The sequence below is a fragment of the Streptomyces sp. MH60 genome (assembly GCF_002939385.1).
GTDB lineage: Bacteria > Actinomycetota > Actinomycetes > Streptomycetales > Streptomycetaceae > Streptomyces.
Map to the genome: position 1 here is coordinate 33,383 of NZ_MULI01000045.1, position 24,881 is coordinate 58,263.

The window sequence follows — 24,881 nt, forward strand, 5'->3', positions numbered from 1 at the left end:
CCCAGCGTAGATCAGCCCAACGGCAGCTCCACGCGCACCTGCCAGTCCCCGGCGCCGTCCGGTCCCGTGTGCGCCCGGCCGCCCAGCAGCGCGGCCCGTTCCCGGATGCCGCGCAGCCCGCTCCCGCGGCCCGGGGCGGCCCCGTCGTCCGGCAGCGGATTGCGCACCGCGAGGGTGAGGGCGCCCTCGGCGACCCGGACGTGGACCCGGGCCGGCACCTCGCCGGCGTGCCGCAGCACGTTGGTCAGCGCCTCCTGAAGGATGCGGTAGCCCTCTCGGGAGACCGGGCCCGGCAGGGTCTCCAGCGGACCGGCGAACTCGGCGTCGACCGTGGCCCCGGAGGCCCGCGCGGACTCCAGGAGCCGGTCGGCGTCGGTGAGCGTCGGCCTGGAGCTCGCCGGCCGCTCCGACTCCCGCAGCACGCCGAGCACCCGCTCCAGATCCTCCAGCGCGGCCCTGCCCGTCTCCTCGATCGCCGTCAGGGCCCGGTCGGTGAACTCCGGGCTGTTCGCCGCGCGGGCGGCCCCCGCCTGGACGACGGCGACGGTCAGCGCGTGGCCGATGGAGTCGTGCAGCTCGCGGGCGATGCGGGTGCGCTCCAGGAGTCGCTCGGTGCGTTCTTCGAGGGCATGGAGCCGTTCGGTGGCGGAAGGCCCGAGCAGCGCACGGGCCCCGGCCGTGGCCAGGGCGCCGAGGCCCACCACGGCGCCGTACAGGGCGAGGAGGGGGAGCGGCGCGAGGAGCGCGTACGCCCAGTGCGGCGCCGCGTCCCGCAGGAGCGGTATGTCGTCCACCCGTTCGCCCACCGCGAGCCGGACCAGCTCGACGGCGAGAACAGGCAGCCAGACGCAGACGCCCGTGGTCAGGGCGCCCAGCAGCATGCGCAGCTCCAGCCACACCACCGTGCGCAGCCGGTCCCGCCGGTTCGCCGAGGGGGCCACCGAGAAGGCGGCGTCCTCGTGGCCGGGCGTGAGCAGCAGACGGGCCTGCACGCCCTCGCCGGTCCGCACCGCCGGAACGAACCCGAGCGGGACCAGCACCACCGCGGGCACCCACAGCGTCGTGTCGTCGATGAGCGCCCACACGCTGACCACCAGCATGGGCACCCACAGGTGCAGCAGTCGGGTGTACGTCGTCCCCCGGCACAGCGGACGCAGAAGGCGGGTCATTCCGGCATCGTGTCAGCCGCCACCGACACCGGACCTCCCCCGCACGGGGGAGAAGGTCTCCACCGGCGGGGGAGGCACCGCCCCCGCACCGACCGGCACGCTGCTGCCATGACCAGCATCGACGTCCGGAACCTCACCAAGGAGTACGGCACCCGACGAGCCGTCGACGACCTCACCTTCACCGTGCGCCCCGGCCGCGTCACCGGCTTCCTCGGCCCCAACGGCGCCGGCAAGTCCACCACCATGCGGCTCGTCCTGGGTCTGGACCGGCCCACCTCCGGGACCGCGACCGTCGGCGGACGCGCCTACACCACCCTGCACGAGCCGCTGCGGCACGTCGGCGCCCTGCTCGACGCGGACGCCGCCCACGGCTCGCGCACCGCCCGGAACCACCTGCGCGTCCTGGCGGCGAGCAACCGCGTCCCCGCGCGGCGGGTCGACGAGGTGATGGAGGAGACGGGCATCGCCGCCGTGGCCCGCCGCCGGGTGAGGACGTACTCCCTCGGCATGCGCCAACGGCTGGGCATCGCCGCCGCGCTGCTGGGCGACCCAGAAGTGGTGATGCTGGACGAGCCGTCCAACGGGCTGGACCCCGAGGGCATCATCTGGGTCCGCGGACTGCTGCGCCGGATGGCGGCCGAGGGACGCACGGTCCTGGTCTCCAGTCACCTGATGAACGAGACCGCGTCCTTCGCCGACCACCTGGTCGTCCTCGGCCGGGGCCGCCTGCTCGCCGACACGCCGATGCGGGAGTTCATCGACGCGCGCGTGCGGCCCCGGGTGCGCGTCCGGACGCCGGACGCGACCGGGCTGAAGGCCGCTCTCGCCCGGCACGGCCATGACGCCGTGGAACACGACGACGGCCACTGGACCGTGGACCACGCGCGCGTGGAGGACATCGGCCGGATCGTGTCCGGCGCGGGCGTGCCCCTCCTCGAACTGGCCGCGGACGAAGGCACGCTGGAACAGGCCTACCTCGACCTGACCGCCACCGAGACCGAGTTCGCCGCACAGCCCCAGGAGACCCGACCATGAATCTCGCGCCCGTCCTCCGCGCGGAGGCGCTCAAGGTGCTCACCCTGCGCTCGCTGTGCGGCACGCTGGCGGCACTGTTCGCTGCCACCACCGCGTTCTCCGCGCTGGCGGGGGTGTCCGACACCTCCGACCCGGACTTCGACCCGCTGTTCACGGCCCTGTCAGGAGTCATGCCGGGCCAGATCGCGGCCGTCGCCTTCGGAGCCGTCGTCGTCTCCAGCGAGTACCAGGGCAACGGGATCCGGCTCACCCTGGCCGCGGTTCCGCAGCGCGGGCGGTGGTTCGCGGCGAAGCTGGCGGTCGTCGCCGTACCGGCCCTCGGGGTGAGCCTGGTCACGGCACTGGCCGCCCTGCTCGCCGCGCGCGCGGGTCTCGGCACGGCGGCGGACGCGCTCACCGTCGGCGAGCAGGTCCGGGGCGTCGTGGGCTGCGGGATCTACCTCATGCTCATGGCCCTGTTCGCGGCCGGACTCACCGTCCTGTTCCGCAGTGGCGTGGCCACCCTGTCCACCTTGGTCCCGTTCATCCTGATCGTCTCCTTCGTGATCGGGGACGCGGCGGGCACCGTCGCCGACTTCCTGCCGGACAAGGCCGGGCAGACCGTCCTTCACCAGACGCACGAGGGGGTCCCGGGGCCCTGGACGGGGCTCGCGGTGACTGCACTGTGGGCGGCGGCCGCGCTCCTCGCCGGATTCTGGCGGCTGCGCCGCCGGGACGCCTGACACCGGACGGGCGGAGGGCCGGCTGACGCCCCGCCAATTGTCAGTGGCGGCGGGTTTACTGGACACATGAACATCGCGCGGCACCTCGCCCTCGTCGACGAGCTGTGCTTCCGGCCCTTCCCGGCGGAGCACTGCCCGTCGGACGAGGGCACCGCGGCTCCCGGGTACTTCACGGCGGTGCTGGAGCGCAGCCACGGCCTGGGCGGCCGGGACCCGGGGGAGCGGGCGGCGACGGTCGAGCAGTACGAGAAGGTCAGGGACGCTCTCTACGAGCGTCTCGCCCCGCGCTGGGGCGAGACGGACCCCTACAACCTGCAGACGGTCCTGCTGCGGACCGAGCGGGAGGAGATACCCGAGCCGTGGGCCGGCCTCAGCGCCCGCGCGCGGGTGGCCCACCTCTGGGAGGCCGAGGGCACCGGCCGCTGGGTCGCGGTGGCCGTCGCCGACCGCGACGAGACGGACGAGGTGCTGCTGCTGGTGGTGGTCACGCAGGAGGCGCCACCGTGACCGCCCCGCCTACACCCGCGGCTCCGCCGCGACCCGCAGCCGGGCGAACTCCTCCGCCATCGTCCGCGCCGTCCAGTGCGCGTTCAGCCCGCTCGGGTTCGGCAGCACCCACACCCGGGTGTCGCCGAACGTCCGCTCCTGCGGCCCCACTTGCGCCTGCCGCTCGTCGAACGCGGTCCGGTACGCGGTGACACCGACCACGGCCAGCCAGCGGGGACGCAGCCGCGCCACCTTCGCGGTCAGCAGCCGACCGCCCTCCCGGTACTCCTCGGCGGTCAGCTCGTCCGCCCGTGCGCTGGCCCGCGCCACGACGTTCGTGATGCCGAGCCCGTAGGAGGGCAACTGGTCCTGTTCCGACGGCTTCAGCAGCCGCGGTGTGAACCCGGACAGATGCAGGACGGGCCAGAAACGGTTGCCGGGACGGGCGAAGTGGTGTCCCGTCGCCGCCGTCATCAGGCCGGGGTTGATGCCGCAGAACAGCACACGGAGGCCGTCCGCGACGACGTCCGGCACGAGACGGTCGCGGGCGGCTTCCAGCTCGGCCCGGGTGAAGCGGGTCAGAGGATCGCCCCGGGGGTGTAGCCCGCGGCCTCGGGGTGCCGCTTGACGATCTCCTCGATCCGGCCGACGACGACACCGACCTGGTCGGCCGCCGCGCCGGTGAAGGAGAGCTTGTCGGCCATCAGCGCGTCCAGCGAGGCGCGGTCCAGCGGGATGCGGTCGTCGGCGGCCAGCTTGTCCAGCAGCTCGTTGCGCTCGGCGCCCTGCTCGCGCATGGCCAGCGCGGAGGCCACCGCGTTCTCCTTGATGGCCTCGTGCGCGACCTCGCGGCCGACACCGGCCCGCACCGCGCCCATCAGCACCTTGGTGGTGGCCAGGAACGGCAGGTAGCGGTCCAGCTCCCGGGCGACGACGGCCGGGAAGGCACCGAACTCGTCGAGCACGGTCAGGAAGGTCTCCAGCAGCCCGTCGAGGGCGAAGAACGCGTCGGGGAGGGCCACACGGCGCACCACCGAGCAGGACACGTCGCCCTCGTTCCACTGGTCGCCCGCCAGCTCACCGGTCATCGAGGCGTAGCCGCGCAGGATCACCATCAGGCCGTTGACGCGCTCGCAGGAGCGGGTGTTCATCTTGTGCGGCATCGCGGACGAGCCGACCTGGCCCGGCTTGAAGCCCTCGGTGACCAGCTCGTGCCCGGCCATCAGCCGGATGGTCTTGGCCAGCGAGGACGGCGCCGCGGCCAGCTGCACCAGTGCGGTGACGACCTCGTAGTCCAGGGAGCGCGGGTAGACCTGGCCGACCGACGTGAAGGCCTGCGAGAAGCCGAGGTGCCCGGCGATCCGCTGCTCCAGCTCGGCGAGCTTGCCCGCGTCGCCGCCGAGCAGGTCCAGCATGTCCTGGGCGGTGCCGACCGGTCCCTTGATGCCGCGCAGCGGATAGCGGCCGAGCAGCTCCTCCACCCGGCCGTGGGCGACCAGCAGCTCGTCGGCGGCGGTGGCGAACCGCTTGCCCAGCGTCGTGGCCTGCGCGGCCACGTTGTGCGAGCGACCGGCCATGACCAGCTCGGCGTACTCGCCGGCCAGCTTGCCGAGGCGGGCCAGGACGGCCACCGAGCGGTCCCGGACCAGCTCCAGCGAGAGCCGGATCTGCAGCTGCTCGACGTTCTCCGTGAGGTCCCGGGAGGTCATGCCCTTGTGCACGTGCTCGTGCCCGGCGAGGTCGTTGAACTCCTCGATCCGCGCCTTCACGTCGTGCCGGGTGACCTTCTCGCGCTCGGCGATGGAGGCCAGGTCGACCTGGTCGAGGACGCGCTCGTAGTCGGCGATCGCGGCGTCGGGCACCTCGATGCCCAGGTCCTTCTGGGCCCGCAGCACGGCGAGCCAGAGCTGCCGTTCGAGCCTCACCTTCTGCTCGGGCGACCAGAGGGTGGCGAGCTCGGCGGAGGCGTAGCGTCCGGCGAGGACGTTCGGGATGCGGGGCTTGGCGGGAGCGGAAGTCACGTGTACGGATTCTACTGGCGAATCCTGCAGGCCGGCGCCGCGGGGTTTGTCGTCGGAAGCTACGAGAGGCGCCCGACCCGGACGCTCATGGCGTCAGGTCCTCACAGGGCAGCAGCTCGGGACGCTTCGGGGGCCGACCGTCGCCGGAGGACCGGCCGGTCAGCCTGCGGCCGATCCAGGGCAGCAGGTGCTGCCGGGCGAACCGCAGGTCGGTGGTGCGGCGCACGACCCAGCCGGGCGGCGGCGTCGGCGGGACGGGCGCGTGCCAGTCGGGGTCCTCCGGCTCGTGGCCGAGGGACTGCCACACGGCCTCGGCGACCCGGCGGTGCCCCTCGGCGGTCAGGTGCAGCCGGTCCACGTCCCACAGCCGGGGGTCGGCCAGCGACTGGGCGCCGTACAGGTCCACGACCACGGCGCCGTGGCGCTCGGACAGGTCGTCGATGATCGCGAAGAGCGCCTCCATGCGCGGCCGGAAACGATCCAGCACCGGGCCCTGGCGGCCGGGGCTGCGCATCAGCACCAGCTGCTCGCAGTGCGGGGCGAGCCGTTCCACGGCCTGCGTCAGCAGATCCCGCACCCGCGCCATGTCGCACTTGGGGCGCAGGGTGTCGTTGAGCCCGCCGACCAGCGTGATGACATCGGCTCCCATGGCCGCCGCCACGTCCACCTGCTCGTCGACTATCTGCCCGATCAGCTTTCCGCGCACCGCGAGGTTGGCGTACCGGAAGCCGGGGGAGCGGGCCGCCATCCGCGCGGCGAGCAGGTCGGCCCAGCCCCGGTAGGAGCCGTCGGGCAGCAGGTCCGACATGCCCTCGGTGAAGGAGTCGCCGACGGCGACGAGACTGGTGTACGTGGGATTCGTCTGCATGGCGACGGAAATGGTATCTCCTGCACATACCCGTCGGTCGGTCGCCCTCCACGGCGCCGGCCCGCGGGCGCGCGGCGCGGCGGGCTCAGGCCCGTTGCCCGAACAGCTCCCGCAGTACGTCCTCCATGGTCACCAGCCCGGCCAGCCGTCCGTCGGACCCGAGCACCGCCGCCAGGTGCGTACGGCTGCGGCGCATGGCGGTGAGCACGTCGTCCAGCGGGGTCCGCTCGCGCACCCGGGCGATGGGGCGCATGTCCCGCAGGCGGAACGGCAGGTCCCGCGGCGAGGCGTCCAGGGCGTCCTTCACATGCAGGTACCCGACGATCCGCCGCCCGTCGTCCACCACGGGGAAGCGGGAGAACCCCGACTGCGCCGACAGCCGCTCCAACTGCTCCGGGGTGATGCCCACGCGCGCGTGGACGACGCGCTCCAGCGGCAGCACCACGTCCCGCACCGGCCGGCGGCCCAGCTCCAGGGCGTCGTACAGCCGCTCCCTGGCCCGGTCGTCGATCAGCCCGGCCTCACCGGCGTCCTTGACGATCTCCGCCAGCTCCGCGTCCGTGAACGTCGCCGCCACCTCGTTCTTGGCCTCGACCCTGAGCAGCTTGAGCAGCCCGTTGGCGAAGGCGTTGACCGTGAAGATCACCGGACGCAGGGCCCGGGACAGCGCCACCAGCGGCGGCCCGAGGATCAGCGCGCTGCGCACCGGCTCGGCCAGCGCGATGTTCTTCGGCACCATCTCGCCGAGCAGCATGTGCAGATACGTCGCCAGTGCCAGGGCGATCACGAAGGACACCGCGTGCCCGGCGCCCGACGGCACACCCACCGCGTGGAACACCGGCTCCAGCAGATGGGCGATCGCCGGTTCCGCCACCACACCGAGGACCAGCGTGCACAGTGTGATGCCGAGCTGCGCCGCCGCCAGCAGCGCCGACACGTGCTCAAGGCCCCACAGCACGCGCTTCGCCCGGGCGTCGCCCTCTTCGGCGTACGGCTCCACCTGGCTGCGGCGCACGGAGATCAGCGCGAACTCGGCGCCCACGAAGAACGCGTTGACGACCAGGGTCGCCAGACCGATCAGCAGCTGTACGGCGGTCACCGGCCGGCCTCCCCTTCGTCGTCGGGGCCGAGGCCGGGCCCGTCGGCCCCGTCGCCCGCGTCGTTCAGCGGAGCGTGCATCAGCACCCGGGCGGCCCTGCGCCCCGTGGCGTCGACGACGTCCAGCCGCCAGCCGGCGACATCGAGGCTGTCGCCGACGGCGGGGATGTGCCCGAGACCGGCCGCGACCAGCCCCGCGACCGTCTCGTACGGCCCCTCGGGCACCCGCAGCCCCAGCCGCTGGAGCCGGTCCACGCGCGCCGAACCGTCGGCCCAGTACAGGGCGTGTCCCTCCTCGTCCGTGCCGGCCGGGTCGAGGTCGGGCGTCTCGTGCGGGTCGTGCTCGTCCCGCACCTGGCCGACGACCTCCTCGACGATGTCCTCCAGCGTGGCCACGCCCGCCGTACCCCCGTACTCGTCGATCACCACGGCCATCGTGCGCCGCCCGGAGAGCCGGTCCAGGAGCCGGTCCACGGTCAGTGACTCGGGGACGAGCAGCGGCTCGCGCATCAGTTCGGCGACCGGCATCCCGGGCCGCCGCTCGGCGGGCACCGCGAGGACGTCCTTGACGTGCGCCGTCCCGACCACGGCGTCGAGGCTGTCCTGGTAGACCGGGAACCGGGACAGCCCGGTCGCCCGCGTCGCGTTCGCCACGTCCTCGCACGTCGCCCGGGCGTCGAGGGCCACGACCTGGACGCGCGGGGTCATCACCTGCTGCGCCGTCAGGTCGGCCAGGTTCAGGGTGCGCACGAACAGCTCGGCGGTGTCGGGCTCCAGCGCGCCCTCCTTGGCGGAGTGCCGGGCGAGCGCCGCCAGCTCCTGCGGCCCGCGCGCGGACGCCAGCTCCTCGGCGGGCTCCACACCGAAGCGGCGCACGACGCGGTTGGCGGTGTTGTTCAGGTGCGAGATGAAGGGCCCGAAGACGGCGCTGAACCAGCGTTGCGGGCCGCCCACCCGCTTGGCCACGGCCAGCGGCGAGGAGATCGCCCAGTTCTTCGGCACCAGCTCGCCGACGATCATCAGGAACACCGTCGACAGGGCCGTGCCCAGCACCAGAGCCAGCGAGGACGCCGCCGAACGCGACGCTCCCAGGTCCTCCAGCGGCCCCGCGAGCAGCGCCGCGACCGACGGTTCGGCGAGCATGCCGACCACCAGGTTGGTGACCGTGATGCCGAGCTGCGCGCCGGAGAGCTGGAAAGTCAGGCTCCGTACGCCCTTGAGGGCGCTCGCCGCGCCCCGCTCACCACGCGCCGCGGCCCGCTCCAGCTCGCCCCGTTCGACGGTGGTCAGCGAGAACTCGGCCGCGACGAAGGCGCCGCACGCGAGCGAGAGCAGGATCGCCACCAGCAGCAGGAGCACTTCGGTCATCGGGTCACCTCGGAACCATGATCGGCCAGGACCCGGAGGTTCGCCCGATGTTCAAGCCTTCAACCTTTCGCTCCGCGGCCGCTCAGCCGGTGAGGTGCTTCACCCAGCGCCGCCACTGCTCCTGCGGCTCGTACCCGGCGGCCCGCCAGGCATGCTGGGCCCGCTCGTTGCGCACCAGCACCATCGCGTCCCCGCGGCGCCCGCCGAGCCGCACGAACCGTTCGTCGGCCGCGGCGAGCAGGGCCGAGCCGATGCCCCGGCGCCGGTGGTCCGGGTGCACCGCCAGCCGGTACAGATGACAGCGCCAGCCGTCGAAACCCGCGATCACCGTGCCCACCAGAGCCCCGTCGCGCTCGGCCAGGAGCAGCGCCTCCGGGTCGCGCGCCACCAGGCGCTCCACGCCCTCCCGGTCGTCGCTGATGCTCGTCCCCTCGGCGGCCGTCTTCCAGAAGGCCAGCACGGCGTCCGGGTCCTCGGGCCCGGCGGGCCGTATGCGCAGATCAGTCATGCCGCGATCCCACCACGCGGGCCGGGCCCCCGTGCGGTGGTTCCGGCATGCGGACCGGCCTGGCGCGCGCGGGGTTCAGTCCTCGCGCAGGGCCCGCAGCACCGGCGCGAAGGCCTCCATGAACGGCTCCAGCACCGTCAGATAGGTGAAGCCGTACCGCTCGCGCTGCGCCCGCACCTGCGCGGTGATCTGCTCCAGGGTCCCGGCCAGGAGGATGGGCAGCTCCAGCACCTGGTCCGGGGTGAGGTGCGCTATGCGCTCCAGGTAGGGCCGGACGGCGGACTCACGGTCCTCCGTGACGGCGACCATCTGGATGAGCAGGTTCAGCTCCGCCGGGTCCGTGCGGCCGGCCGCCAGCTTCCGGTACCGGGCGACGCGCTCGTCGAGTTCCTCGGCGGTGATCGGCGCCAGCCGTCCGGTGGTGCTTCCCTGCGCGGTGCGCCCGCCGGTGAACGCGGCGATGTCGGCGTGCCGGGCGGTCAGCTCCAGCATCCGGTCGCCGTTCGCGCCGATCAGCAGCGGAACCCCGGGCCGCTGCACGGGCCGGGGCAGGTGCTCCTCGTCGCCCAGCAGCCGCTCCAGCTCCTCCACGGTGCGCCGCAGGTGCTCCACCCGCTCGCCCGGTGAGCCGAAGGCCAGCCCCGCGGTGTCGTGCTCCGCGCGTACGTAGCCGGTGCCGAGGCCGAGTTCCAGGCGCCCGCCGGTCAGGGCGTCGGTGGTCGCCACCTCCCGGGCCAGCAGCGCGGGGTTCCAGAAGCCCGCGTTGAGCACGAAGGTGCCCAGCCGGGGCCGTTCGGTGGCCCGGGCCGCGGCGACCAGGGCCGGGAACGGCGCCGGCATGCCGAGGTGGTCCGGTACCAGGATCACGTCGTAGCCGAGTTCCTCGGCCCGCCGGCACTTGGCGTCCCACTCGTCGGCCGGTGCGGCGCTCATCAGGCTGACGCCGAAGCGGAAGGGACGCGACATGAACTCTCCTCGCTCACGGGGGCTTCCGGTCACGGTGAGTCAATCACTCCCCGACCGGGACAGGAAGAGACCGCCCGGTCCTGGCGCTGCCGGCAGGTCACCGGCTGGGGAGCACACGTCGCGGCCGGCGCCCGCCGACCGCGCCGCGGTTCAGGACGGTCGCCAGGCCGTACCCAGGACGCAGTACGAACTCGGCAGGGCCGGCCCGTTCTCCGGCAGCATCACCCGCCGGTACGGCCCGAGCGTGAACCCCGCCTCCCGCAGCGCGGCCACCGGTTCGCGGGAGAGGTGGCAGCCGCCGGACAGGGGAGGCCACAGCGTCCGGTCCAGCGCGCGCTGGGTGAAGGTCATCGCCCGCCCGCCGCCCCGGCCGTGCTCGAAGAACCGCACCTGCCCGCCGGGGCGCAGGACCCGACGCAGCTCCGCGAGCGCCCGTGGCACGTCCCGGACGCTGCACAGCACCAGCGAGACCACGGCCGCGTCGAAGGCCTCGCTCTTGACCGGCAGGGCCTCCGCCGCGCCCGGCGCCACGTCCACCGGGACCTGGGCACGCAGCGCCGCCTCCACCGCCAACTGCCGCAGTACGCGCTCCGGTTCGATGGCGACGACCTCGGAGACGGCGCCCGGGTAGTGCGAGAAGTTCAGCCCGTTGCCCGCGCCGACCTCGATCACCCGCCCGGACAGCCCGGCGAGCAGCCGTTCGCGTACCCGGGCCATGCCCATCCGGGTCTCGGCGCCCACACTGACCCGGGCGTAGCAGCGGGCGAACAGCGGATGGTGCACGGCGTCCCGCGGCACCCCGCGGGCACGGGCGGATCGCTGCGGCATGGGACCTCCCTCACGAGGCGGCGCCTTAGCGCGATTGTCCCCCGCCCCGCCGCCCCGCACCCACCGCACGACCGATTCTCTCGGCGCGTCGCCCGTCGGGCCCGGGGGGGCGGGGGTCCGACACGGCCACGGTCACGGGCGAACGCGTCCGCGCCCCCGGCGCCGGCTCTCGGAAGGGCGGCGAGGGAGCGGCGGAGGGCCCGCGACTGCCGTTTCGCCCGTCGCCGGTCACGGCCGGTGCGCGAGGCCGCACGCCGTCGCGTCCCCGTGCTCGGGACCCACGCGGAGCCACCGCGGTCCGGGGCCCGTGCGGGAGTCGAAGCGCGCCCCGGTCAGGGTGCCTCTCGGGCGCCGAACGCGGCCGCGTCCCAGATGCCGTCCAGCGGGGGCGCCAGCCAGTGGGGCGCCGTCGAGCGGAAGGCGGCCGGGGTGAGGGCCCCCGCCCCGGCGGGCACGGCGCCGAGGAGGGGGGCGCCGGACACGTCCGGGAGGTCCGCGAGGTTGCAGCGGGCGGCGAGGTCCGGGGTTCCGGGCCAGCTGCCGATCACCAGTCCCGGCAGCTCCAGTCCCCGGGACCGCAGCTCGCGCGCCGTCAGCTCCGTGGTGTTCAGCGTGCCCAGCCCCGCCGACGTCACCACCAGCACCGGTGCGCTCAGGAGACCGGCGACGTCCGCCAGCGTCCCGCCCTCCGCGTCGAAGCGTACGAGCAGTCCGCCCGCGCCCTCGACCAGCACCAGGTCGTGCTCGGTGGCCAGTTTGGCCGCCGCCTCGGCGACCTCCCCGGGGCGCACCGGGGCACGCCCGGCCCGGCGCGCGGCCGTGCCCGGCGCCAACGGCTCGGGGAACCGCGCCACTTCGGCGACCGTCACCTCACCCGCGAGCCGCGCCACCTCCTCCGCGTCCCCGGCCTCGTCCGGAGCCACGCCCGTCTGCGCCGCCTTCAGCACGGCCACCGACCGGCCGCCCGCCGCCGCCGTCGCGGCGACGGCGGCGGTCACGACCGTCTTGCCGACCTCCGTGCCCGTGCCCGTGATCACCAGTACCGGCATGTCACCCCTCCCGTGCCGCCGCGCACACCGCGCGGGCGATGCGTGCCACGTCCGCGTCGCCCGTGACGTACGGCGGCATGGTGTAGATCAGGTCGCGGAACGGGCGCAGCCACACGCCCTCGCGCACGGCGGCCTCCGTCGCCGCCCGCATGTCGACGGCATGGTCGAGCTGGACCACCCCGATCGCGCCGAGCACCCGTACGTCGCGCACCCCCGGCAGCCCGGCGGCGGGCGCGAGCCCCTCGGTGAGGCCCGCCTCGATCCGCTTGACCTCCGCGCGCCAGTCCTGGCCGAGCAGCAGCCCGATCGACGCGCACGCCACGGCCGCCGCCAGCGGATTGCCCATGAACGTCGGCCCGTGGGCCAGTACCGGCACCTCGCCCCGCGAGATGCCGTCGGCCACCCGCGAGGTGCACAGGGTGGCCGCCATGGTCAGATAACCGCCGGTCAGCGCCTTGCCCACACACATCACGTCCGGCGTCACCGCCGCGTGCTCCGCCGCGAACAACGCCCCCGTGCGCCCGAACCCGGTGGCGATCTCGTCGAACACCAGCAGCACGCCGTGCGCGTCGCACGCCTCGCGCAGCACGCGCAGATACGCGGGGGAGTGGAAGCGCATCCCGCCCGCGCCCTGCACCACCGGCTCCACGATCACGGCGGCCAGCTCGTCGGCGTGCCGCTCGACCAGCGACCGCAGGTGGTCGGCGTACGTCTCCTCGTACTCCGTCGGCGGCGCGTCCGCGAAGACCTGGCGCGGCAGGACGCCGGACCACAGCTCGTGCATGCCGCCCTCCGGGTCGCACACCGACATGGGCTGCCAGGTGTCGCCGTGGTAGCCACCGCGCCAGGTGAGCAGGCGGCGCTTGCCGGGGCGGCCGAGGGAACGCCAGTACTGCAGGCACATCTTCACGGCGACCTCGACCGACACCGAGCCGGAGTCGGCGAGGAACACGTGCTCCAGGCCCTCGGGCGACATGTCGACAAGGAGCTTCGCCAGCCGCACGGCGGGCTCGTGGGTGAGCCCGCCGAACATCACGTGGCTCATCCGCTCCAACTGCTCACGCGCGGCCTCGTTCAGCACCGGGTGGTTGTAGCCGTGGATCGCCGACCACCAGGACGACATCCCGTCGACCAGTTCCCCGGAGCCGTTGGCAGGCCGCAGCCGGACCCCGCTCGCCGACTCCACGACGAGCGGGTCCTGCCGGCCGGGCATGGGCCCGTACGGGTGCCATACGTGCCGCCGGTCCAGCGCCAGCAGCTCGGCGACGTTCAACGCGGGCTCAGGCATTGGGCGCGAGATCCGTCCCGGCGCCCCGACGGCGTACCGCCACCAGGTCCGTACGGGGCTCCTCGGCGAGGCGCGGCGACGCCGGCGCGGCGGCGGGAGCGGGGGCGCACACCCCGCCACCGGCGTGCGAGCCGCAGCCCCCGGCCCCGCTGCCGTCCTCGTGCGCGCCGCAGCCGCCGCCCCGGGCGGCCGCGCGGTGCTCCGGCAGGGTGACCTCCCCGGCGCCCTCCACCTCGAAGCCGGCGTCCGCGATCATCTCCAGGTCGGCGTGGCCCGCCTGGCCCTCGCTGGTGAGGTAGTCGCCGAGGAAGATCGAGTTGGCCAGGTGCAGGGCAAGCGGCTGCATCGTGCGCAGGTGCACCTCGCGTCCGCCGGCGATGCGCACCTCGACGTCCGGGCAGACGAACCGCGTCATCGCCAGGATGCGCAGGCACCGCTGCGGGGTGAGGTGCCACTCCTTGGCGAGCGGCGTGCCCTCCATCGGGATCAGGAAGTTGACCGGCACCGAGTCCGGGTCCAGCTCCCGCAGTGCGAAGACCACGTCGACCAGGTCCTCGTCGCTCTCGCCCATGCCCGCGATGAGACCCGAGCAGGCGGACAGCCCGGCGGCGTGCGCCTTGTGCACCGTGTCCACCCGGTCGGCGTACGTGTGCGTGGTCGTGATGTCGCCGTACGTCGACTCGGAGGTGTTGAGGTTGTGGTTGTAGGCGTCGGCACCGGCCTCCCGCAGCCGCTCCGCCTGGCCGTCCGAGAGCAGCCCCAGGCAGGCGCACACCTCGACCGACTCGTTCTGCTCCTTGATGGCCCTGATGGTGTCCGAGACCCGGTCCACGTCCCGGTCGGTCGGACCACGTCCGCTGGCCACCAGGCACACCCGCTTGGCGCCCCCGGACACGCCCGCCGCGGCGGCCGCGGAGGCCTGGTCGGGCTTGAGCCAGGTGTACTTGAGGATCTCCGCCTTGGAGCCCAGCCGCTGCGAGCAGTAGGAGCAGTCCTCGGGACACAGGCCCGACTTGAGGTTGACGAGGTAGTTGAGTTTCACCCGTCGGCCGAACCAGTGGCGGCGCACCTTTCCGGCCGCGGCCACCACGTCGAGCACGTCGTCGTCGGAAGTGGCAAGGACGGCGAGCGCCTCCCCGCGGGTCGGCGGCTCGCGCCGAAGCCCCTTGTCCACCAGCGTGTTCAGCAGATCCATGAGAGCCGATCCTGTCCTAAGGGGCCGTCCGCGGCCAAGGAGACTTCGCACAACACTGACAGATCGACGTGTGGGTATCGCCACACCTCGCGGGGGTGGCCGGACCGCTAATGTCTGTTCATTGCCTACAAAACACCGGAGGGCCGCCCCATGGCGTTCGGCTGGATCGACGAGCAGGACCGGGCGCGCCGCGAGGCCGGACTCGTCCGGGTGCTGCGACCCCGTCCGGCGGTGTCGCCGCTGCTGGACCTGGCGAGCAACGACTACCTGGGACTGGCCCGGCACCCGGAGGTCGTCGAGGGGGCGGCGGCGGCCGCGCGGACCTGGGGCGGCGGCGCGACCGGCTCGCGGCTGGTGACCGGGACGACCGCGCTGCACACCGAACTCGAACGCGAACTGGCCGAGTTCTGCGGGTTCGAGGCCGCGCTCGTCTTCTCCTCCGGCTACGCGGCCAACCTCGCCGCGGTCACCGCGCTGGCACCGCACGGCAGCCTCGTCGTCTCCGACGCGGGCAACCACGCCTCGCTGATCGACGGGTGCCGGCTCGCCCGCGGCACCACCCAGGTCGTGGGGCACGCCGACCCGGACGCCGTGCGCAAGGCACTGGCGACGCACGACGGCCCCGCCGTGGCCGTCTCCGACACGGTCTTCTCGGTCGACGGCGACGCCGCGCCGCTGGCCGCACTCGCCGACGCGTGCCGGGCGCACGGGGCCGGACTGGTCGTCGACGACGCCCACGGTCTCGGCGTCCTCGGCGACGGCGGCCGGGGTGCCCCGCAGGGCGCGGGCCTCGCGGGACGGGACGACGTCGTCGTGACCGTCACGCTGTCCAAGTCGCTCGGTGCGCAGGGCGGCGCCGTGCTGGGTCCCGTCCGGGTGATCGACCACCTGGTCAACGCGGCCCGTACGTTCATCTTCGACACCGGACTCGCCCCCGCCGCGGCGGGGGCGGCCCTGGCGGCGCTCAGGCTGCTCGGCCGCGAGCCGGAGCGGGCCGCGCGGGCCCGCGCCGTCGCCGCCGAACTGCACGCGCGCCTGACCGCCGCGGATCTGGACGCCGTACGTCCGGACGCCGCGGTCGTCTCGGTGCGCGCGCCCTCCCCGGAGGGCGCCGTACGGTGGGCGGCCGACTGCCGGGCGGCCGGCCTGGCCGTGGGCTGCTTCCGCCCTCCTTCGGTGCCCGACGGCATCTCACGGCTCAGGCTGACCGCCCGCGGGGACCTCTCCGGGGAACAGATCGAACGCGCTGTACGGGTGATCGGCGACACGCGGCCATGAGTCGGCGGGACACGGCCGTGCGCCGTCGGGAGTACGCCGGGGTCAGTCCCGGTGGACGCCGGCGGTGAACGCCGTCCAGCTCCCGGGGGAGAAGAGCAGGGCGGGTCCGGCCGGGTTCTTGGAGTCGCGCACGGCCAGCAGCCCGGCCCAGCGGCCGGCCGACGGACGGGCCGTCTCCACACAGTTGTTCGCTCCGGTGCTGTAGCTGCTGCGCAGCCACCGCACACCGGTCATATCGGTGCTGACAGGGATGTTCCGGGGACGTTCGGACATGAAGCCTGACATGGTGCCTCCTTACGCGCCTGCCGCGGTCGCGGCGATGAAGTCCAACGAGTCCTCGGGCGAAAGGGCATGGATCAGAAGGGCGTTGAAGGCCTCGGTATAGGCCTCTAGGTCTTCTTTCCGTTCGAGGTGCAGGCTACTCGTCAAGTGGTCGAGAACAACCACGTCCAGATCAGAAGTGCTCGAAAAAGAGAAGATTACGAAAGGGCCGGTCACACCGATGTGCGCCCCGGCGGCGAACGGCAGAACCTGGAGGTGAACATGGGGGAGCCGGGCGGCCTCGACCAGTCTGTCCAGTTGACGGGCCATCACCCCGGGCCCGCCCACCTCCCGGCGCAGCACCGCCTCGTCCAGGACCGCGCTCAGCTCCAGGGGCGGCTCGCCGCGCAGCACGTCCTGGCGGGCCAGCCGGACCTCCACCAGCGTTTCCAGCCGTTCCGCCGGCATGCCGTCCACCGCGGCCCGGGTCACCGCGCGGGCGTACTCCGGGGTCTGGAGCAGGCCGGGCACCACCGTGGTCTCCAGGGTGCGCATCGCGCTGGCCTGCGACTCCAGGCTGATGAAGTCGCGGTAGGTCGGTGGCAGCACCCCGCGGTACGCGTGCCACCAGTGGTTGCGTCCCCCCGCGTCCTCGGAGCGTGCCAGCATCACCAGCAGCCCCCGCAGCTGCTCGTCGTCCACGCCGTAGACGTCCAGCAGTAACCGCACGTCGGCCGGTTTCACCCCGCTCGTCCCGGTCTCGATCCGGCTGACCTTCGACTGGTGCCAGCCCGCGAGCCGGGCCGCCTCGCCGCTGGTGATGCCCGCCGACATGCGCAGGGCGCGCAGTTCCGCGCCCAGCTTCCGGCGGCGCACCACGGGACCGTGCTGCATGGGACAACTCCCTTACTCCCTATGAGCCGCCCAAATACGCTCTGCCGTCGCAGAGTTCACCGCTTCGAGCGACAGATATATGCATATCTTGGTGGATCGCCGCCCTTCGCGGGTCTGGTGATGGCAGTCTGGCGACGAAGCACCAGTCCGGGACCGTACTCGAACCATCCGCTCCGTGTCGGGCCTGCGGTCCCGTGAGAAAGGGACGACGTCGCCATGGCAGACCATCTGGAAGCATCCGTCACTCTGCCGAGCGATCCCGCCTCGGTGGCCGCCGCGCGGACCTATGTGGTCGGCACCCTGGCGGAATGGGGGCTGCCGGGCGACGCGGACCTGTCCGAGACCGTGCGGCTCATCGTCTCCGAACTGGCGACCAACGCGGTCCAGCACACGTTCGGGCAGTCGCCCACCTTCACGGTGGACCTCGCCCTCGACCGCGACGAGCGGCTGCGTCTCGGCGTCACCGACAGCCACCCGCGCTTCCCCAAGCGGCTGCCCGCCGCCGTCCAGCAGGACAACGGGCGGGGCATGGTGATCATCCGCTGGCTGGCCGCCGAGTGCGGCGGCAGGCTGCGGGTCCGGCCCACCCGCGAAGGCGGCAAGACCGTCTCCATCGAACTGCCCTGGACACCCCCGAGCGAGTCGGCGGCACCCGCGGGAGTGACGGCGGGGCAGAACGCCGTCACTCCCGCGGGCGGGCTACTTGACCCGGCCGTACCAGACGCTTGAGGTCCAGATCTTCTGCAGCCGCACCACGTCCCCGGTCTTCGGAGCGTGCCAGAGTCTGCCCTTCCCGGCGTAGATGCCCACGTGGTAGACGCTCCGACCGGAGTGGAAGAACACGAGGTCACCCACTCTGCGACTCCTGGCGGAGATGTGGCGGGTCTTGTTGTACTGCTGCGCCGCGGTGCGTGGCAGCTTCTTGCCGGCCTTCTTGAACGAGTACAGCGTCAGGCCGGAGCAGTCGAACCGGTGGGGACCGGTGGCGCCCCAGCGGTACGGGGAACCCTTCTTGGAAGCGGCGATGTTGAGGGCCTTCGTCGCGTGGCTCGCCGCCGCCGCCTCGGAGGCGGCGCCGGGGACCACGACGGAGCCGCCCACGGCGGCGAGAGTGAGGGCCGAGGCCGTACCGGCACGAGCCATCAGCGACGGGACACGATTGAGCGCGGACATGCGCAACCCTTCGTCAGCCGCCTGTGAAGGATGACCTGTCGGATTCGGGCTGGCGAAGTTGCCCGGCCGCACGAGTGCGGCTTCACCCCAAGGACCGCTCGGCCCGGCACCTCTCGCGGAGGCGGCCGTGCCGGCGACCCGTCGTGCTCGGGTCCTCCACTCCTGCCGATCCACTTCCCTCGCGACCGGTCGTCCGGACGGCGGCAGGACTCGGCGTCCGCCCGGACCGCCCCGCCGCTGCGGCGGGGGCTTGTCGTCAGTCACGGATTCTCGTCCCGTCCGAAGGGAAAATCCCAACGGAACGTGCCCTTTGTGTTGTTACATCCCACTCACCCGTTCGGGTCGCCACCCCGTGTTCGACATGCCGCCGGGCACGGTGACGGGCCCGGGACCAGCGGCGGAGGGGTGCGTCGCACCGGCCGGGCGCGGGGGCGCCGCAACTTCGACCGGTCATGAATCGGAGGTGTCCCTACGCCGAAAGGCGGTACGCCGTTTGGTCCGTTTCGACCCGGCGCCGAGTCGGCCCCTGCGCCGAGTCGCAGTCGACGCGGGCCTCCTCAACTCCCGGAGCGCGGCGGAAGGCCGACCCGTGCCGTCCGCCGCTCTCCGTCCAGCACCCGCAGCGCCCGGGCCAGGGTGGCGGCGTGCACCTCCGTCTCGCCGCGCCGGTGCATCAGCGCCAGCGCGTCACGCAGCGCCGCCGCCTTGCCGACCAGCGCCTGGGCGGCCCGCAGCCCGCCGTAGGTGTGGCCGTCCCGCCCGGGGTTGATGCGTCCGAGCAGGTCGACGACGTCCAGATAGCGGTCGATGACCTCGGCCTCGGCGCGGGTCAGGGCCGGCAGCGGGGGCAACTCGGGTGGCAGCACGGGCGGATCACCTCGCGCCGGGCGAGGCGGGCGGGGTACCGCGGGCGGGCACGATCCGGTCCACCAGGCCGTACTCCACCGCCTGTCGGGCGTCGAGGACCGTTTCCCGCTCGATGTCCGCGGACACCTGCTCGGGGCTGCGGCCCGTGTGCCGTACGAGGATCTCCTCCAGGCGGGCGCGGATGCGGACCAACTCGTCGGCGTGGACGGCCAGGTCGCTCGCCTGCCCCTCCACCGGTGCGGTGAGCGCCGGCTGGTGGATCACCACCCGGGCGCCCGGCAGGACGGCGCGCTTGCCGGGGGTGCCCGCCGCCAGCAGCACCGCGGCGGACGGACCGGCCTGCCCGAGGCAGGTCGTCGCCACGTCGCAGGCGACGTAGCGCATCGTGTCGTAGATCGCCGTCATGGCGGTGAAGGAGCCGCCGGGCGAGTTGACGTAGAGCTCGATGTCCCGGTCCGGTGCCTGGTGCTCCAGGTACATGAACTGCGCCATCACGTCGTTCGCGGAGGTCTCGTCGACCGGTGTCCCGAGGAAGACGATCCGCTCCTGGAGCAGCTTGGAGTACGGGTCCGACGTCCGGGTCCCGGAACTCGTGCGTTCGGTGAACTCGGGCAGGACATGGCGGGCGGACGGTCGGGTCATGACGAACCCCTCCTCGTGGCAGAGCCGTGTTCGGCTGCGCTCTCTCCGTAAAAAACGTACAGGACGTACGCTTTTCAGGAGTGGATTCGGCGGAACCGTAAGCTGGGGTCATGGCCTACGAGATTCCGGTGACGCAAGCCAGGGCTGAGCTCGCCGACCTGATCAACCGGGTGGTGTACGGCGGCGAGCGCGTCGTCGTGACGCGGCACGGCAAGCCTCTCGTCGCCCTCGTCTCCGCCTCCGACCTGGAGCGACTGGAAGAGGTCCAGGAGTCCCCGGAGGGTCGGGTGATCACCTCGGTCGCCGCGGTCCACGACCCGGCCGCCGCGCCACCCCGCGAGCACCAGCGCTTCGGCATTGCCGCGGAGCACCGGGGGCCGAACCCGTCCTAGGGCGGCCATGGGTCCGGGCGCGGGCATGCGGGAGGCCGCCGACGGCATCGGTACTCAATCGGTCGCAACCGGGTGAGCTGATCCAGCGGGACGCCTCGAGTTCGGCCGCGCCGCGGCGCACGGCAGGCGGCTGGACATCGCCGCCGGCACCGCCGTCCGGTTCTAGCCCGGCATCCCCGTCGACGTACCGCTGGTCCCCCTCGCGGACGCCCGTGTCGTCGTCGGTCTGCGTGGACCCCCCTTCGGCCTGAACGGGCGTCCTCGACCAGGAGCTGGCGTGCGGGCCCGGGGCGCCCGGCGGCTGGGACGGGCCCGCCGGGCCGGCGGGACACCGTGCGGTCGGTCGGTCGGCCGGCTGGTCGTCGTACGGCCCGGGTTCGCCACCGAACCGCCGGCGGCGCGCGCGTTCGAGGAGGGCGCGGCCGTCCTGCCGCTCGCCGGACCGGCCGCGCTGGTGACCGCCGTGGCACCGGCCGCGCCGTGGCTGCGGCGGCTGCTGGACAGGGTGCTGGCCTCGCTGGACCGAGGTTCCCGTCGGCGAGTCGGCCGGAGGGTCCGCCGATCGAACGCCTTTCTCCGTTTATCGGATTGGCAAAGAAGTAGCACTGGCTCTGTTCTCAGGAATCCCACAGCCGCGAGGATCCCCGTACTTGTCGCGAACACGTACGGGGAGGGCCACTTGAGCACGAGCAGCATGCGGCGCAGGACGACCGCGTTCGGCACGGCCGGAGCGCTGGTCACCGCCACGCTGATAGCCGGCGCCGTCTCGGCGCCCGCCGCGAGCGCCACCCCGGCCGACGGCCACGGGCACGCGCGGGGCTGGGACCGGGAGGCGCGCGGTGCCGCCATCGCCGCCGCCCGCGCCTCCCGGGCCGGCATCGACTGGCAGGACTGCGCCGCCGACTGGAACCTGCCGAAGCCCATCCAGTGCGGCTACGTCACGGTGCCGCTGGACTACGCCAAGCCGTTCGGCAAGCAGATCAAGCTCGCCGTCGACCGGATCGGCAACACCGGCGCCAAGAGCGAGCGCCAGGGCGCGCTCGTCTACAACCCCGGCGGCCCCGGCGCCTCCGGCCTGCGCTTCCCGGCCCGCGTCACGAGCAAGAGCGCGGTGTGGGCCAAGACGGCCAAGGCCTACGACTTCGTCGGCTTCGACCCGCGCGGCGTCGGCCATTCCGCGCCCATCTCCTGCGTCGACCCGCAGGAGTTCGTCAAGGCGCCCAAGGCCGACCCCGTGCCCGGCTCGGAGGCGGACAAGCTCGCCCAGCGCAAGCTCGCCCGCGAGTACGCCGAGGGCTGCCTCGAACGCAGCGGCGACATGCTCCCGCACATGACCACGCCGAACACCGCGCGCGACCTCGACGTCATCCGCGCCGCGCTCGGCGAGAAGAAGCTCAACTACCTCGGCGTCTCCTACGGCACCTACCTCGGCGCCGTCTACGGCACCCTCTTCCCGGGCCACGTCCGCCGCATGGTCGTCGACAGCGTCGTCAACCCGTCCCGCGACAAGATCTGGTACCAGGCCAACCTGGACCAGGACGTCGCCTTCGAGGGCCGCTGGAAGGACTGGCAGGACTGGGTGGCCGCGAACGACGCCGCCTACCACCTCGGCGACACCCGCGCCGAGGTCCAGGACCAGTGGCTGAAGCTGCGCGCCACCGCCGCGAAGGAGCCGCTGGGCGGCGTCGTCGGACCGGCCGAGCTGATCTCCTTCTTCCAGAGCGCCCCGTACTACGACTCCGCCTGGGCGCCGACCGCCGAGATCTTCAGCAAGTACGTCGCCGGTGACACCCAGGCCCTCGTCGACGCCGCCGCACCCGACCTGTCCGACACGGCGGGCAACGCCTCCGCGGAGAACGGCAACGCCGTCTACACGGCCGTCGAGTGCACCGACGCCAAGTGGCCCACCGACTGGAACACCTGGGACCGGGACAACACCCGGCTGCACCGCGACCACCCGTTCATGACCTGGGCCAACGCCTGGATGAACCTGCCCTGCGCCACCTGGCCGGTCAAGCAGCAGACCCCGCCGGACGTCAAGACCGGCAAGGGACTCCCGCCGGTGCTGATCGTCCAGTCCGAACGCGACGCGGCCACCCCGTACGAGGGCGCCGTCGAACTGCACCAGCGGTTCGAGGGCTCCCGGCTCATCACCGAGCGGGACGCCGGTTCGCACGGCGTCACCGGGCTGGTCAACCCGTGCGTCAACGACCGGGTCGACACCTACCTGCTCACCGGCAAGGTGGACGCCCGCGACGTGACCTGCGCGCCGCACGCCACGCCCACGCCGTAACCCGGCGGACGGACAGGGAGGGAGGGGGCGACCGGTCGGACCGGTCGCCCCCTCCCGGCAGGCCGCTACCGTCCGTCGGCCCAGGCGTCCTCCGCCGCGTAGTCGAAGAGGTCGCCGTACGCCCGGAACATCTTCGGGTACGCCTCCCGCCAGTCCCGCCCCGCCAGGGACTCCTCGATGAAGGCCACCGTCTCCGGCAGGGTGTCGGCGTACCGGGCCACCGGCCGGTAGCCCAACTCCTCCCGCGCCGCGCTCATGTCGCAGACCACCGGCGCGGGCACGCTCCACGGGGTGTCGCCCACGCCGTCCACCGGCGGGCCGTCCAGCAGCACGTTCTGCGTCTCGACACCCATCACCGCGTCGATCGCCGCCGCGATCTCCGCCACCGTCGGGGCGTCGGGGTCCACCGCGTTCAGGACGCGGGTGCCCGGCCGCGGGGCGGCCAGCCGGATCAGCTCCGCGATGTTGCGCACGCCCGCCGGGTGGAAGCGGCTCGCACCGCCGTACGCGAGCACGCGCCGGCGCCTGCCGTCGAGGTTGCGCTTGACGAAGTACAGCTCGCGCGGAGTCCGGCAGTACGGGCCGTGGATCGCGCCCGCCCGCAGCAGCGTCACCGGCAACCGGTCGCCCGCCGCGAGGAGTTCCCGCTCCAGCGCCGCCTTGCCGGTGCTGTAGGTGCCGTCGCCCGGGCGGACGGTGCGCTGCGTCTCCGGGAGCGGCACCGGGTACTCGGGGAAGCCGTCGGGCTCGGCCTGCGTGTCGAAGTTGCGGCCCTTGTCGTCCTCGTAGACCGAGACGCTGGAGATCACCACCGCCGACCCGACCCGCCCGGCGAGCGACACCAACTGCCGCGCCTCCCGCTCCCCGTAGGCCACCATGTCCACCAGGACGTCGCAGCCCTCGCCCACCGCCGCCGACAGCGCCGCGTCGTCCTCCCGGTCGGCCCGCGCCACCCGTACGTCCTGCGGCCACCCCGCGACCCGGTCGCCGCCCCGCGAGACCGCCGTCACCTCCCAGCCGTCCCGGGCCAGCGCGTCGACCGCCGCCCGTCCGATCTGTCCCGTCGCCCCGATCACCACTGCACGTGTCATACGGTGACGGTAGGCGTCCCGTCACCGGTCGGCCACGCTCTTCTGCCGACGGCAGACGACGGAACCCCGGGGCCCGATCTAGCGGTGCGGCAGCCGGGGGAACTTGCGGCCCTGCGCCGCCTTCTGGGCCTCCTCGGCCTTCACGTCGGCCGCGTACCGGTCCACGTACTCCTGACCGGACAAGGACAGGATCGCGTACACGATCTCGTCGGTGACGGCGCGCAGCACGGCCTTCTCGCCCTCCATGCCCGCGTAGCGGGAGAAGTCGAGGGGTTCGCCGAAGCGGATGACCACCGGGTGCACCTTCGGGATCTTCCGGCCCGGCGGCTGCGCCTCGAAGGTGCCGATCATCGCGCAGGGCACGACCGGTACCCCGGCCCTGAGCGCCATCACCGCGACGCCGACCTTGCCCTTGTAGAGCCGGCCGTCGTGCGAGCGGGTGCCCTCCGGGTAGATGCCGAGCAACTCGCCCCTGCCCAGCACGCCGAGCCCCTCGCGGATCGCGGCCTGCCCCGCCTCCTTGCCGGAGCGGTCCACGGGGATCTGCCCCGCGCTGCGGAAGAAGAACGCGGTCAGCCTGCCCTTGAGGCCCGGCCCGGTGAAGTACTCGGCCTTGGCGAGGAAGGTGATGCGGCGCTTGAGCACCGCGGGCATGAGGAAGTGGTCCGAGAAGGAGAGGTGGTTGCCCGCGACGATGGCCGCCCCCGAACCCGGCACATGGTCCAGGCCCTCGATCCGGGGACGGAAGACGACCCTCAGCAGCGGGCCCAGCAGTACGTACTTGAGCACGTAGTAGAACACGGTGTGACTCCCAGTTCTCCGGGCTCTCGGCCGGTCGTCCGCGACCGGTGATCGATCGTAGCCCGACCGCGCCGAAACCGGACGGGACCGGTTCGGCCGCTCTTCGGTCAACTTGATTGACGTGACACGCCGGCCTCCTCTGTGCTGTCCGGTGGCGGAAGGCGCGAAGCCCGGGTGGCGCACGGCCCGCGGCGGGGGCGCGACCGGGGGGAGGGCGGATGACCGGTGGACCGGCTCGGGCGGCCGGACCGGCTCGGGCGGCCGGGGCTCCGTGGGCGGAGTTCGGGCGGAAGTTGCGCGCCCTGCGCCGGGCGGCCGGGCTCACGCAGGTGCAACTCGGCCTGCGGGTGGGCTACCACCACTCCGCCGTGAGCAAACTCGAGGCGGGTCTGCGCGAGCCGCCCGTCGGCCTGGTGCGGAGGCTCGACGCGGTGCTGGAGACGGGCGGGGAGCTGGCCGCGATGGTCGCCGCGCCGCGCGAGGTACCCGGGCCGCCGGGCCGGTTCCCGGCCGACCCGGCGCTGTTCGCACCGCTGCCCGGCGCGGACGCTCCGGCGGGGCAGGGCGCGCCGGACGCCCGGCTGTGGC

The 24,881-nt window shown here is 73.4% G+C and carries 27 protein-coding genes and 2 pseudogenes; 10 read left to right on the forward strand and 19 right to left on the reverse strand.

The genetic code is table 11. The features are described 5' to 3' along the window. Window positions 1-11 precede the first annotated feature (11 nt). A complete protein-coding gene (locus BZZ08_RS24620) occupies window positions 12-1,169 on the reverse strand; it encodes a sensor histidine kinase (protein ID WP_104634443.1) in 1,158 nt (385 codons plus the stop codon). Window positions 1,170-1,277: 108 nt separating this feature from the next. Here BZZ08_RS24620 and BZZ08_RS24625 point away from each other — a divergent pair, with 108 nt between their 5' ends. The 3 genes from BZZ08_RS24625 (at window position 1,278) to BZZ08_RS24635 (ending at window position 3,433) form a co-directional block, all read left to right on the forward strand. Then, entirely contained in the window at window positions 1,278-2,204 is a 927-nt protein-coding gene (locus BZZ08_RS24625) for an ABC transporter ATP-binding protein (RefSeq protein WP_104634444.1), read from the forward strand. Continuing rightward, window positions 2,201-2,926 (forward strand): ABC transporter permease, encoded by a 726-nt coding sequence (locus BZZ08_RS24630; protein WP_104634445.1) that lies wholly within the window; start codon window positions 2,201-2,203, stop codon window positions 2,924-2,926. The genes BZZ08_RS24625 and BZZ08_RS24630 overlap by 4 nt, the downstream gene beginning before the upstream one ends. A gap of 66 nt (window positions 2,927-2,992) precedes the next feature. Next, on the forward strand, window positions 2,993-3,433 hold the full coding sequence (locus tag BZZ08_RS24635) for a hypothetical protein (RefSeq protein ID WP_104634446.1): 441 nt from the start codon (window positions 2,993-2,995) through the stop codon (window positions 3,431-3,433). Window positions 3,434-3,442: 9 nt separating this feature from the next. On the opposite strand, the gene mug is transcribed toward BZZ08_RS24635, so the two are convergent. The 11 genes from mug to bioB form a co-directional block, all read right to left on the reverse strand. Then, window positions 3,443-3,946, reverse strand: a complete 504-nt coding sequence (gene mug / locus BZZ08_RS24640) for a G/U mismatch-specific DNA glycosylase (protein ID WP_104634447.1) — start codon at window positions 3,944-3,946, stop codon at window positions 3,443-3,445. 44 nt (window positions 3,947-3,990) lie between these two features. After that, window positions 3,991-5,433, reverse strand: a complete 1,443-nt coding sequence (gene purB, locus BZZ08_RS24645; protein ID WP_104634448.1) for an adenylosuccinate lyase — start codon at window positions 5,431-5,433, stop codon at window positions 3,991-3,993. Window positions 5,434-5,518: 85 nt separating this feature from the next. After that, a complete protein-coding gene (locus BZZ08_RS24650; protein WP_104634449.1) occupies window positions 5,519-6,301 on the reverse strand; it encodes an SGNH/GDSL hydrolase family protein in 783 nt (260 codons plus the stop codon). Between the two features lie 85 nt (window positions 6,302-6,386). Next, window positions 6,387-7,400 carry a hemolysin family protein gene (locus BZZ08_RS24655; protein ID WP_104634450.1) on the reverse strand — a complete coding sequence of 338 codons (1,014 nt, stop codon included), beginning with the start codon at window positions 7,398-7,400 and terminating at the stop codon, window positions 6,387-6,389. Beyond that, window positions 7,397-8,767: a hemolysin family protein gene (locus BZZ08_RS24660; RefSeq protein ID WP_104634451.1), complete on the reverse strand. Its 1,371-nt coding sequence runs from the start codon at window positions 8,765-8,767 to the stop codon at window positions 7,397-7,399. Before BZZ08_RS24660 ends, BZZ08_RS24655 begins: the two co-directional genes overlap by 4 nt. 82 nt (window positions 8,768-8,849) lie before the next feature. Next, complete coding sequence (locus BZZ08_RS24665; protein ID WP_104634452.1) at window positions 8,850-9,275, reverse strand: GNAT family N-acetyltransferase; 426 nt, start codon at window positions 9,273-9,275, stop codon at window positions 8,850-8,852. A 75-nt stretch (window positions 9,276-9,350) separates the two neighbouring features. After that, window positions 9,351-10,241, reverse strand: coding sequence for an LLM class F420-dependent oxidoreductase (locus BZZ08_RS24670; RefSeq protein WP_104634453.1), 891 nt, complete (start codon window positions 10,239-10,241; stop codon window positions 9,351-9,353). 150 nt (window positions 10,242-10,391) lie between these two features. Beyond that, entirely contained in the window at window positions 10,392-11,069 is a 678-nt protein-coding gene (locus tag BZZ08_RS24675) for a class I SAM-dependent methyltransferase (RefSeq protein ID WP_104634454.1), read from the reverse strand. 332 nt (window positions 11,070-11,401) lie between these two features. Beyond that, entirely contained in the window at window positions 11,402-12,118 is a 717-nt protein-coding gene (bioD, locus tag BZZ08_RS24680; protein ID WP_104634455.1) for a dethiobiotin synthase, read from the reverse strand. 1 nt (window position 12,119) lies between these two features. Continuing rightward, entirely contained in the window at window positions 12,120-13,406 is a 1,287-nt protein-coding gene (locus BZZ08_RS24685) for an adenosylmethionine--8-amino-7-oxononanoate transaminase (protein WP_104634456.1), read from the reverse strand. After that, on the reverse strand, window positions 13,399-14,601 hold the full coding sequence (gene bioB / locus BZZ08_RS24690; RefSeq protein ID WP_104634457.1) for a biotin synthase BioB: 1,203 nt from the start codon (window positions 14,599-14,601) through the stop codon (window positions 13,399-13,401). The genes BZZ08_RS24685 and bioB overlap by 8 nt, the downstream gene beginning before the upstream one ends. A 150-nt stretch (window positions 14,602-14,751) precedes the next feature. Here bioB and BZZ08_RS24695 point away from each other — a divergent pair, with 150 nt between their 5' ends. Continuing rightward, window positions 14,752-15,879, forward strand: a complete 1,128-nt coding sequence (locus tag BZZ08_RS24695) for an 8-amino-7-oxononanoate synthase (protein ID WP_104634458.1) — start codon at window positions 14,752-14,754, stop codon at window positions 15,877-15,879. A 42-nt stretch (window positions 15,880-15,921) separates the two neighbouring features. On the opposite strand, the gene BZZ08_RS24700 is transcribed toward BZZ08_RS24695, so the two are convergent. Continuing rightward, complete coding sequence (locus tag BZZ08_RS24700) at window positions 15,922-16,152, reverse strand: DUF397 domain-containing protein (RefSeq protein WP_104634470.1); 231 nt, start codon at window positions 16,150-16,152, stop codon at window positions 15,922-15,924. A 21-nt stretch (window positions 16,153-16,173) separates the two neighbouring features. Beyond that, window positions 16,174-17,034 carry a helix-turn-helix domain-containing protein gene (locus BZZ08_RS24705; protein ID WP_104634459.1) on the reverse strand — a complete coding sequence of 287 codons (861 nt, stop codon included), beginning with the start codon at window positions 17,032-17,034 and terminating at the stop codon, window positions 16,174-16,176. 216 nt (window positions 17,035-17,250) lie between these two features. On the opposite strand from BZZ08_RS24705, the gene BZZ08_RS24710 reads away from it, so the two are divergent. Then, window positions 17,251-17,763 (forward strand): ATP-binding protein, encoded by a 513-nt coding sequence (locus tag BZZ08_RS24710; protein WP_104634460.1) that lies wholly within the window; start codon window positions 17,251-17,253, stop codon window positions 17,761-17,763. On the opposite strand, the gene BZZ08_RS24715 is transcribed toward BZZ08_RS24710, so the two are convergent. The 3 genes from BZZ08_RS24715 to BZZ08_RS24725 all read right to left on the reverse strand — a co-directional run bounded on the left by BZZ08_RS24715 (window position 17,734) and on the right by BZZ08_RS24725 (window position 19,716). After that, a complete protein-coding gene (locus BZZ08_RS24715) occupies window positions 17,734-18,207 on the reverse strand; it encodes a C40 family peptidase (protein WP_104634461.1) in 474 nt (157 codons plus the stop codon). The two genes, BZZ08_RS24710 and BZZ08_RS24715, sit on opposite strands and share 30 nt — an antisense overlap. A 557-nt stretch (window positions 18,208-18,764) precedes the next feature. Then, window positions 18,765-19,073 (reverse strand): hypothetical protein, encoded by a 309-nt coding sequence (locus tag BZZ08_RS24720; RefSeq protein WP_104634462.1) that lies wholly within the window; start codon window positions 19,071-19,073, stop codon window positions 18,765-18,767. Between the two features lie 7 nt (window positions 19,074-19,080). Then, on the reverse strand, window positions 19,081-19,716 hold the full coding sequence (locus BZZ08_RS24725; protein WP_104634463.1) for an ATP-dependent Clp protease proteolytic subunit: 636 nt from the start codon (window positions 19,714-19,716) through the stop codon (window positions 19,081-19,083). 110 nt (window positions 19,717-19,826) lie between these two features. Between BZZ08_RS24725 and BZZ08_RS24730 the strand changes: the two genes are divergently transcribed. The 4 genes and pseudogenes from BZZ08_RS24730 to BZZ08_RS24745 all read left to right on the forward strand — a co-directional run bounded on the left by BZZ08_RS24730 (window position 19,827) and on the right by BZZ08_RS24745 (window position 22,401). Then, window positions 19,827-20,108: a type II toxin-antitoxin system Phd/YefM family antitoxin gene (locus BZZ08_RS24730; protein ID WP_104634464.1), complete on the forward strand. Its 282-nt coding sequence runs from the start codon at window positions 19,827-19,829 to the stop codon at window positions 20,106-20,108. Window positions 20,109-20,202: 94 nt separating this feature from the next. Then, window positions 20,203-20,355 (forward strand): annotated as a pseudogene (locus tag BZZ08_RS39050) (urease subunit beta); the annotation flags it as partial. Window positions 20,356-20,362: 7 nt separating this feature from the next. Beyond that, a pseudogene (locus BZZ08_RS24740) lies at window positions 20,363-20,631 on the forward strand (urease accessory protein UreD); the annotation flags it as partial. A 156-nt stretch (window positions 20,632-20,787) separates the two neighbouring features. After that, window positions 20,788-22,401 carry an alpha/beta hydrolase gene (locus BZZ08_RS24745; RefSeq protein WP_104634471.1) on the forward strand — a complete coding sequence of 538 codons (1,614 nt, stop codon included), beginning with the start codon at window positions 20,788-20,790 and terminating at the stop codon, window positions 22,399-22,401. 65 nt (window positions 22,402-22,466) lie between these two features. Here the strand turns inward: BZZ08_RS24745 and BZZ08_RS24750 are convergent, their stop codons facing one another. After that, window positions 22,467-23,492, reverse strand: a complete 1,026-nt coding sequence (locus tag BZZ08_RS24750) for an NAD-dependent epimerase/dehydratase family protein (protein ID WP_104634465.1) — start codon at window positions 23,490-23,492, stop codon at window positions 22,467-22,469. Window positions 23,493-23,570: 78 nt separating this feature from the next. After that, a complete protein-coding gene (locus BZZ08_RS24755; protein ID WP_104634466.1) occupies window positions 23,571-24,293 on the reverse strand; it encodes a lysophospholipid acyltransferase family protein in 723 nt (240 codons plus the stop codon). A 218-nt stretch (window positions 24,294-24,511) separates the two neighbouring features. Here BZZ08_RS24755 and BZZ08_RS24760 point away from each other — a divergent pair. After that, window positions 24,512-24,881, forward strand: a 370-nt coding sequence (locus tag BZZ08_RS24760; protein WP_133169221.1) for a helix-turn-helix domain-containing protein, incomplete at its 3' end; no start/stop codon positions are given.

Bases quoted from the DNA above. Each gene is read 5' to 3' on its own strand.
- BZZ08_RS24635 (WP_104634446.1), top strand. From the start codon at position 2,993: ATGAACATCGCGCGGCACCTCGCCCTCGTCGACGAGCTGTGCTTCCGG.
- BZZ08_RS24670 (WP_104634453.1), bottom strand. From the start codon at position 10,241: ATGTCGCGTCCCTTCCGCTTCGGCGTCAGCCTGATGAGCGCCGCACCG.
- BZZ08_RS24700 (WP_104634470.1), bottom strand. From the start codon at position 16,152: ATGTCCGAACGTCCCCGGAACATCCCTGTCAGCACCGATATGACCGGT.
- BZZ08_RS24665 (WP_104634452.1), bottom strand. From the start codon at position 9,275: ATGACTGATCTGCGCATACGGCCCGCCGGGCCCGAGGACCCGGACGCC.
- BZZ08_RS24630 (WP_104634445.1), top strand. From the start codon at position 2,201: ATGAATCTCGCGCCCGTCCTCCGCGCGGAGGCGCTCAAGGTGCTCACC.
- BZZ08_RS24660 (WP_104634451.1), bottom strand. From the start codon at position 8,767: ATGACCGAAGTGCTCCTGCTGCTGGTGGCGATCCTGCTCTCGCTCGCG.
- BZZ08_RS24695 (WP_104634458.1), top strand. From the start codon at position 14,752: ATGGCGTTCGGCTGGATCGACGAGCAGGACCGGGCGCGCCGCGAGGCC.
- BZZ08_RS24685 (WP_104634456.1), bottom strand. From the start codon at position 13,406: ATGCCTGAGCCCGCGTTGAACGTCGCCGAGCTGCTGGCGCTGGACCGG.
- BZZ08_RS24705 (WP_104634459.1), bottom strand. From the start codon at position 17,034: ATGCAGCACGGTCCCGTGGTGCGCCGCCGGAAGCTGGGCGCGGAACTG.
- BZZ08_RS24715 (WP_104634461.1), bottom strand. From the start codon at position 18,207: ATGTCCGCGCTCAATCGTGTCCCGTCGCTGATGGCTCGTGCCGGTACG.
- bioD (WP_104634455.1), bottom strand. From the start codon at position 12,118: ATGCCGGTACTGGTGATCACGGGCACGGGCACGGAGGTCGGCAAGACG.
- BZZ08_RS24710 (WP_104634460.1), top strand. From the start codon at position 17,251: ATGGCAGACCATCTGGAAGCATCCGTCACTCTGCCGAGCGATCCCGCC.
- BZZ08_RS24730 (WP_104634464.1), top strand. From the start codon at position 19,827: ATGGCCTACGAGATTCCGGTGACGCAAGCCAGGGCTGAGCTCGCCGAC.
- BZZ08_RS24620 (WP_104634443.1), bottom strand. From the start codon at position 1,169: ATGACCCGCCTTCTGCGTCCGCTGTGCCGGGGGACGACGTACACCCGA.
- bioB (WP_104634457.1), bottom strand. From the start codon at position 14,601: ATGGATCTGCTGAACACGCTGGTGGACAAGGGGCTTCGGCGCGAGCCG.
- BZZ08_RS24650 (WP_104634449.1), bottom strand. From the start codon at position 6,301: ATGCAGACGAATCCCACGTACACCAGTCTCGTCGCCGTCGGCGACTCC.
- BZZ08_RS24750 (WP_104634465.1), bottom strand. From the start codon at position 23,492: ATGACACGTGCAGTGGTGATCGGGGCGACGGGACAGATCGGACGGGCG.
- BZZ08_RS24625 (WP_104634444.1), top strand. From the start codon at position 1,278: ATGACCAGCATCGACGTCCGGAACCTCACCAAGGAGTACGGCACCCGA.
- BZZ08_RS24725 (WP_104634463.1), bottom strand. From the start codon at position 19,716: ATGACCCGACCGTCCGCCCGCCATGTCCTGCCCGAGTTCACCGAACGC.
- BZZ08_RS24675 (WP_104634454.1), bottom strand. From the start codon at position 11,069: ATGCCGCAGCGATCCGCCCGTGCCCGCGGGGTGCCGCGGGACGCCGTG.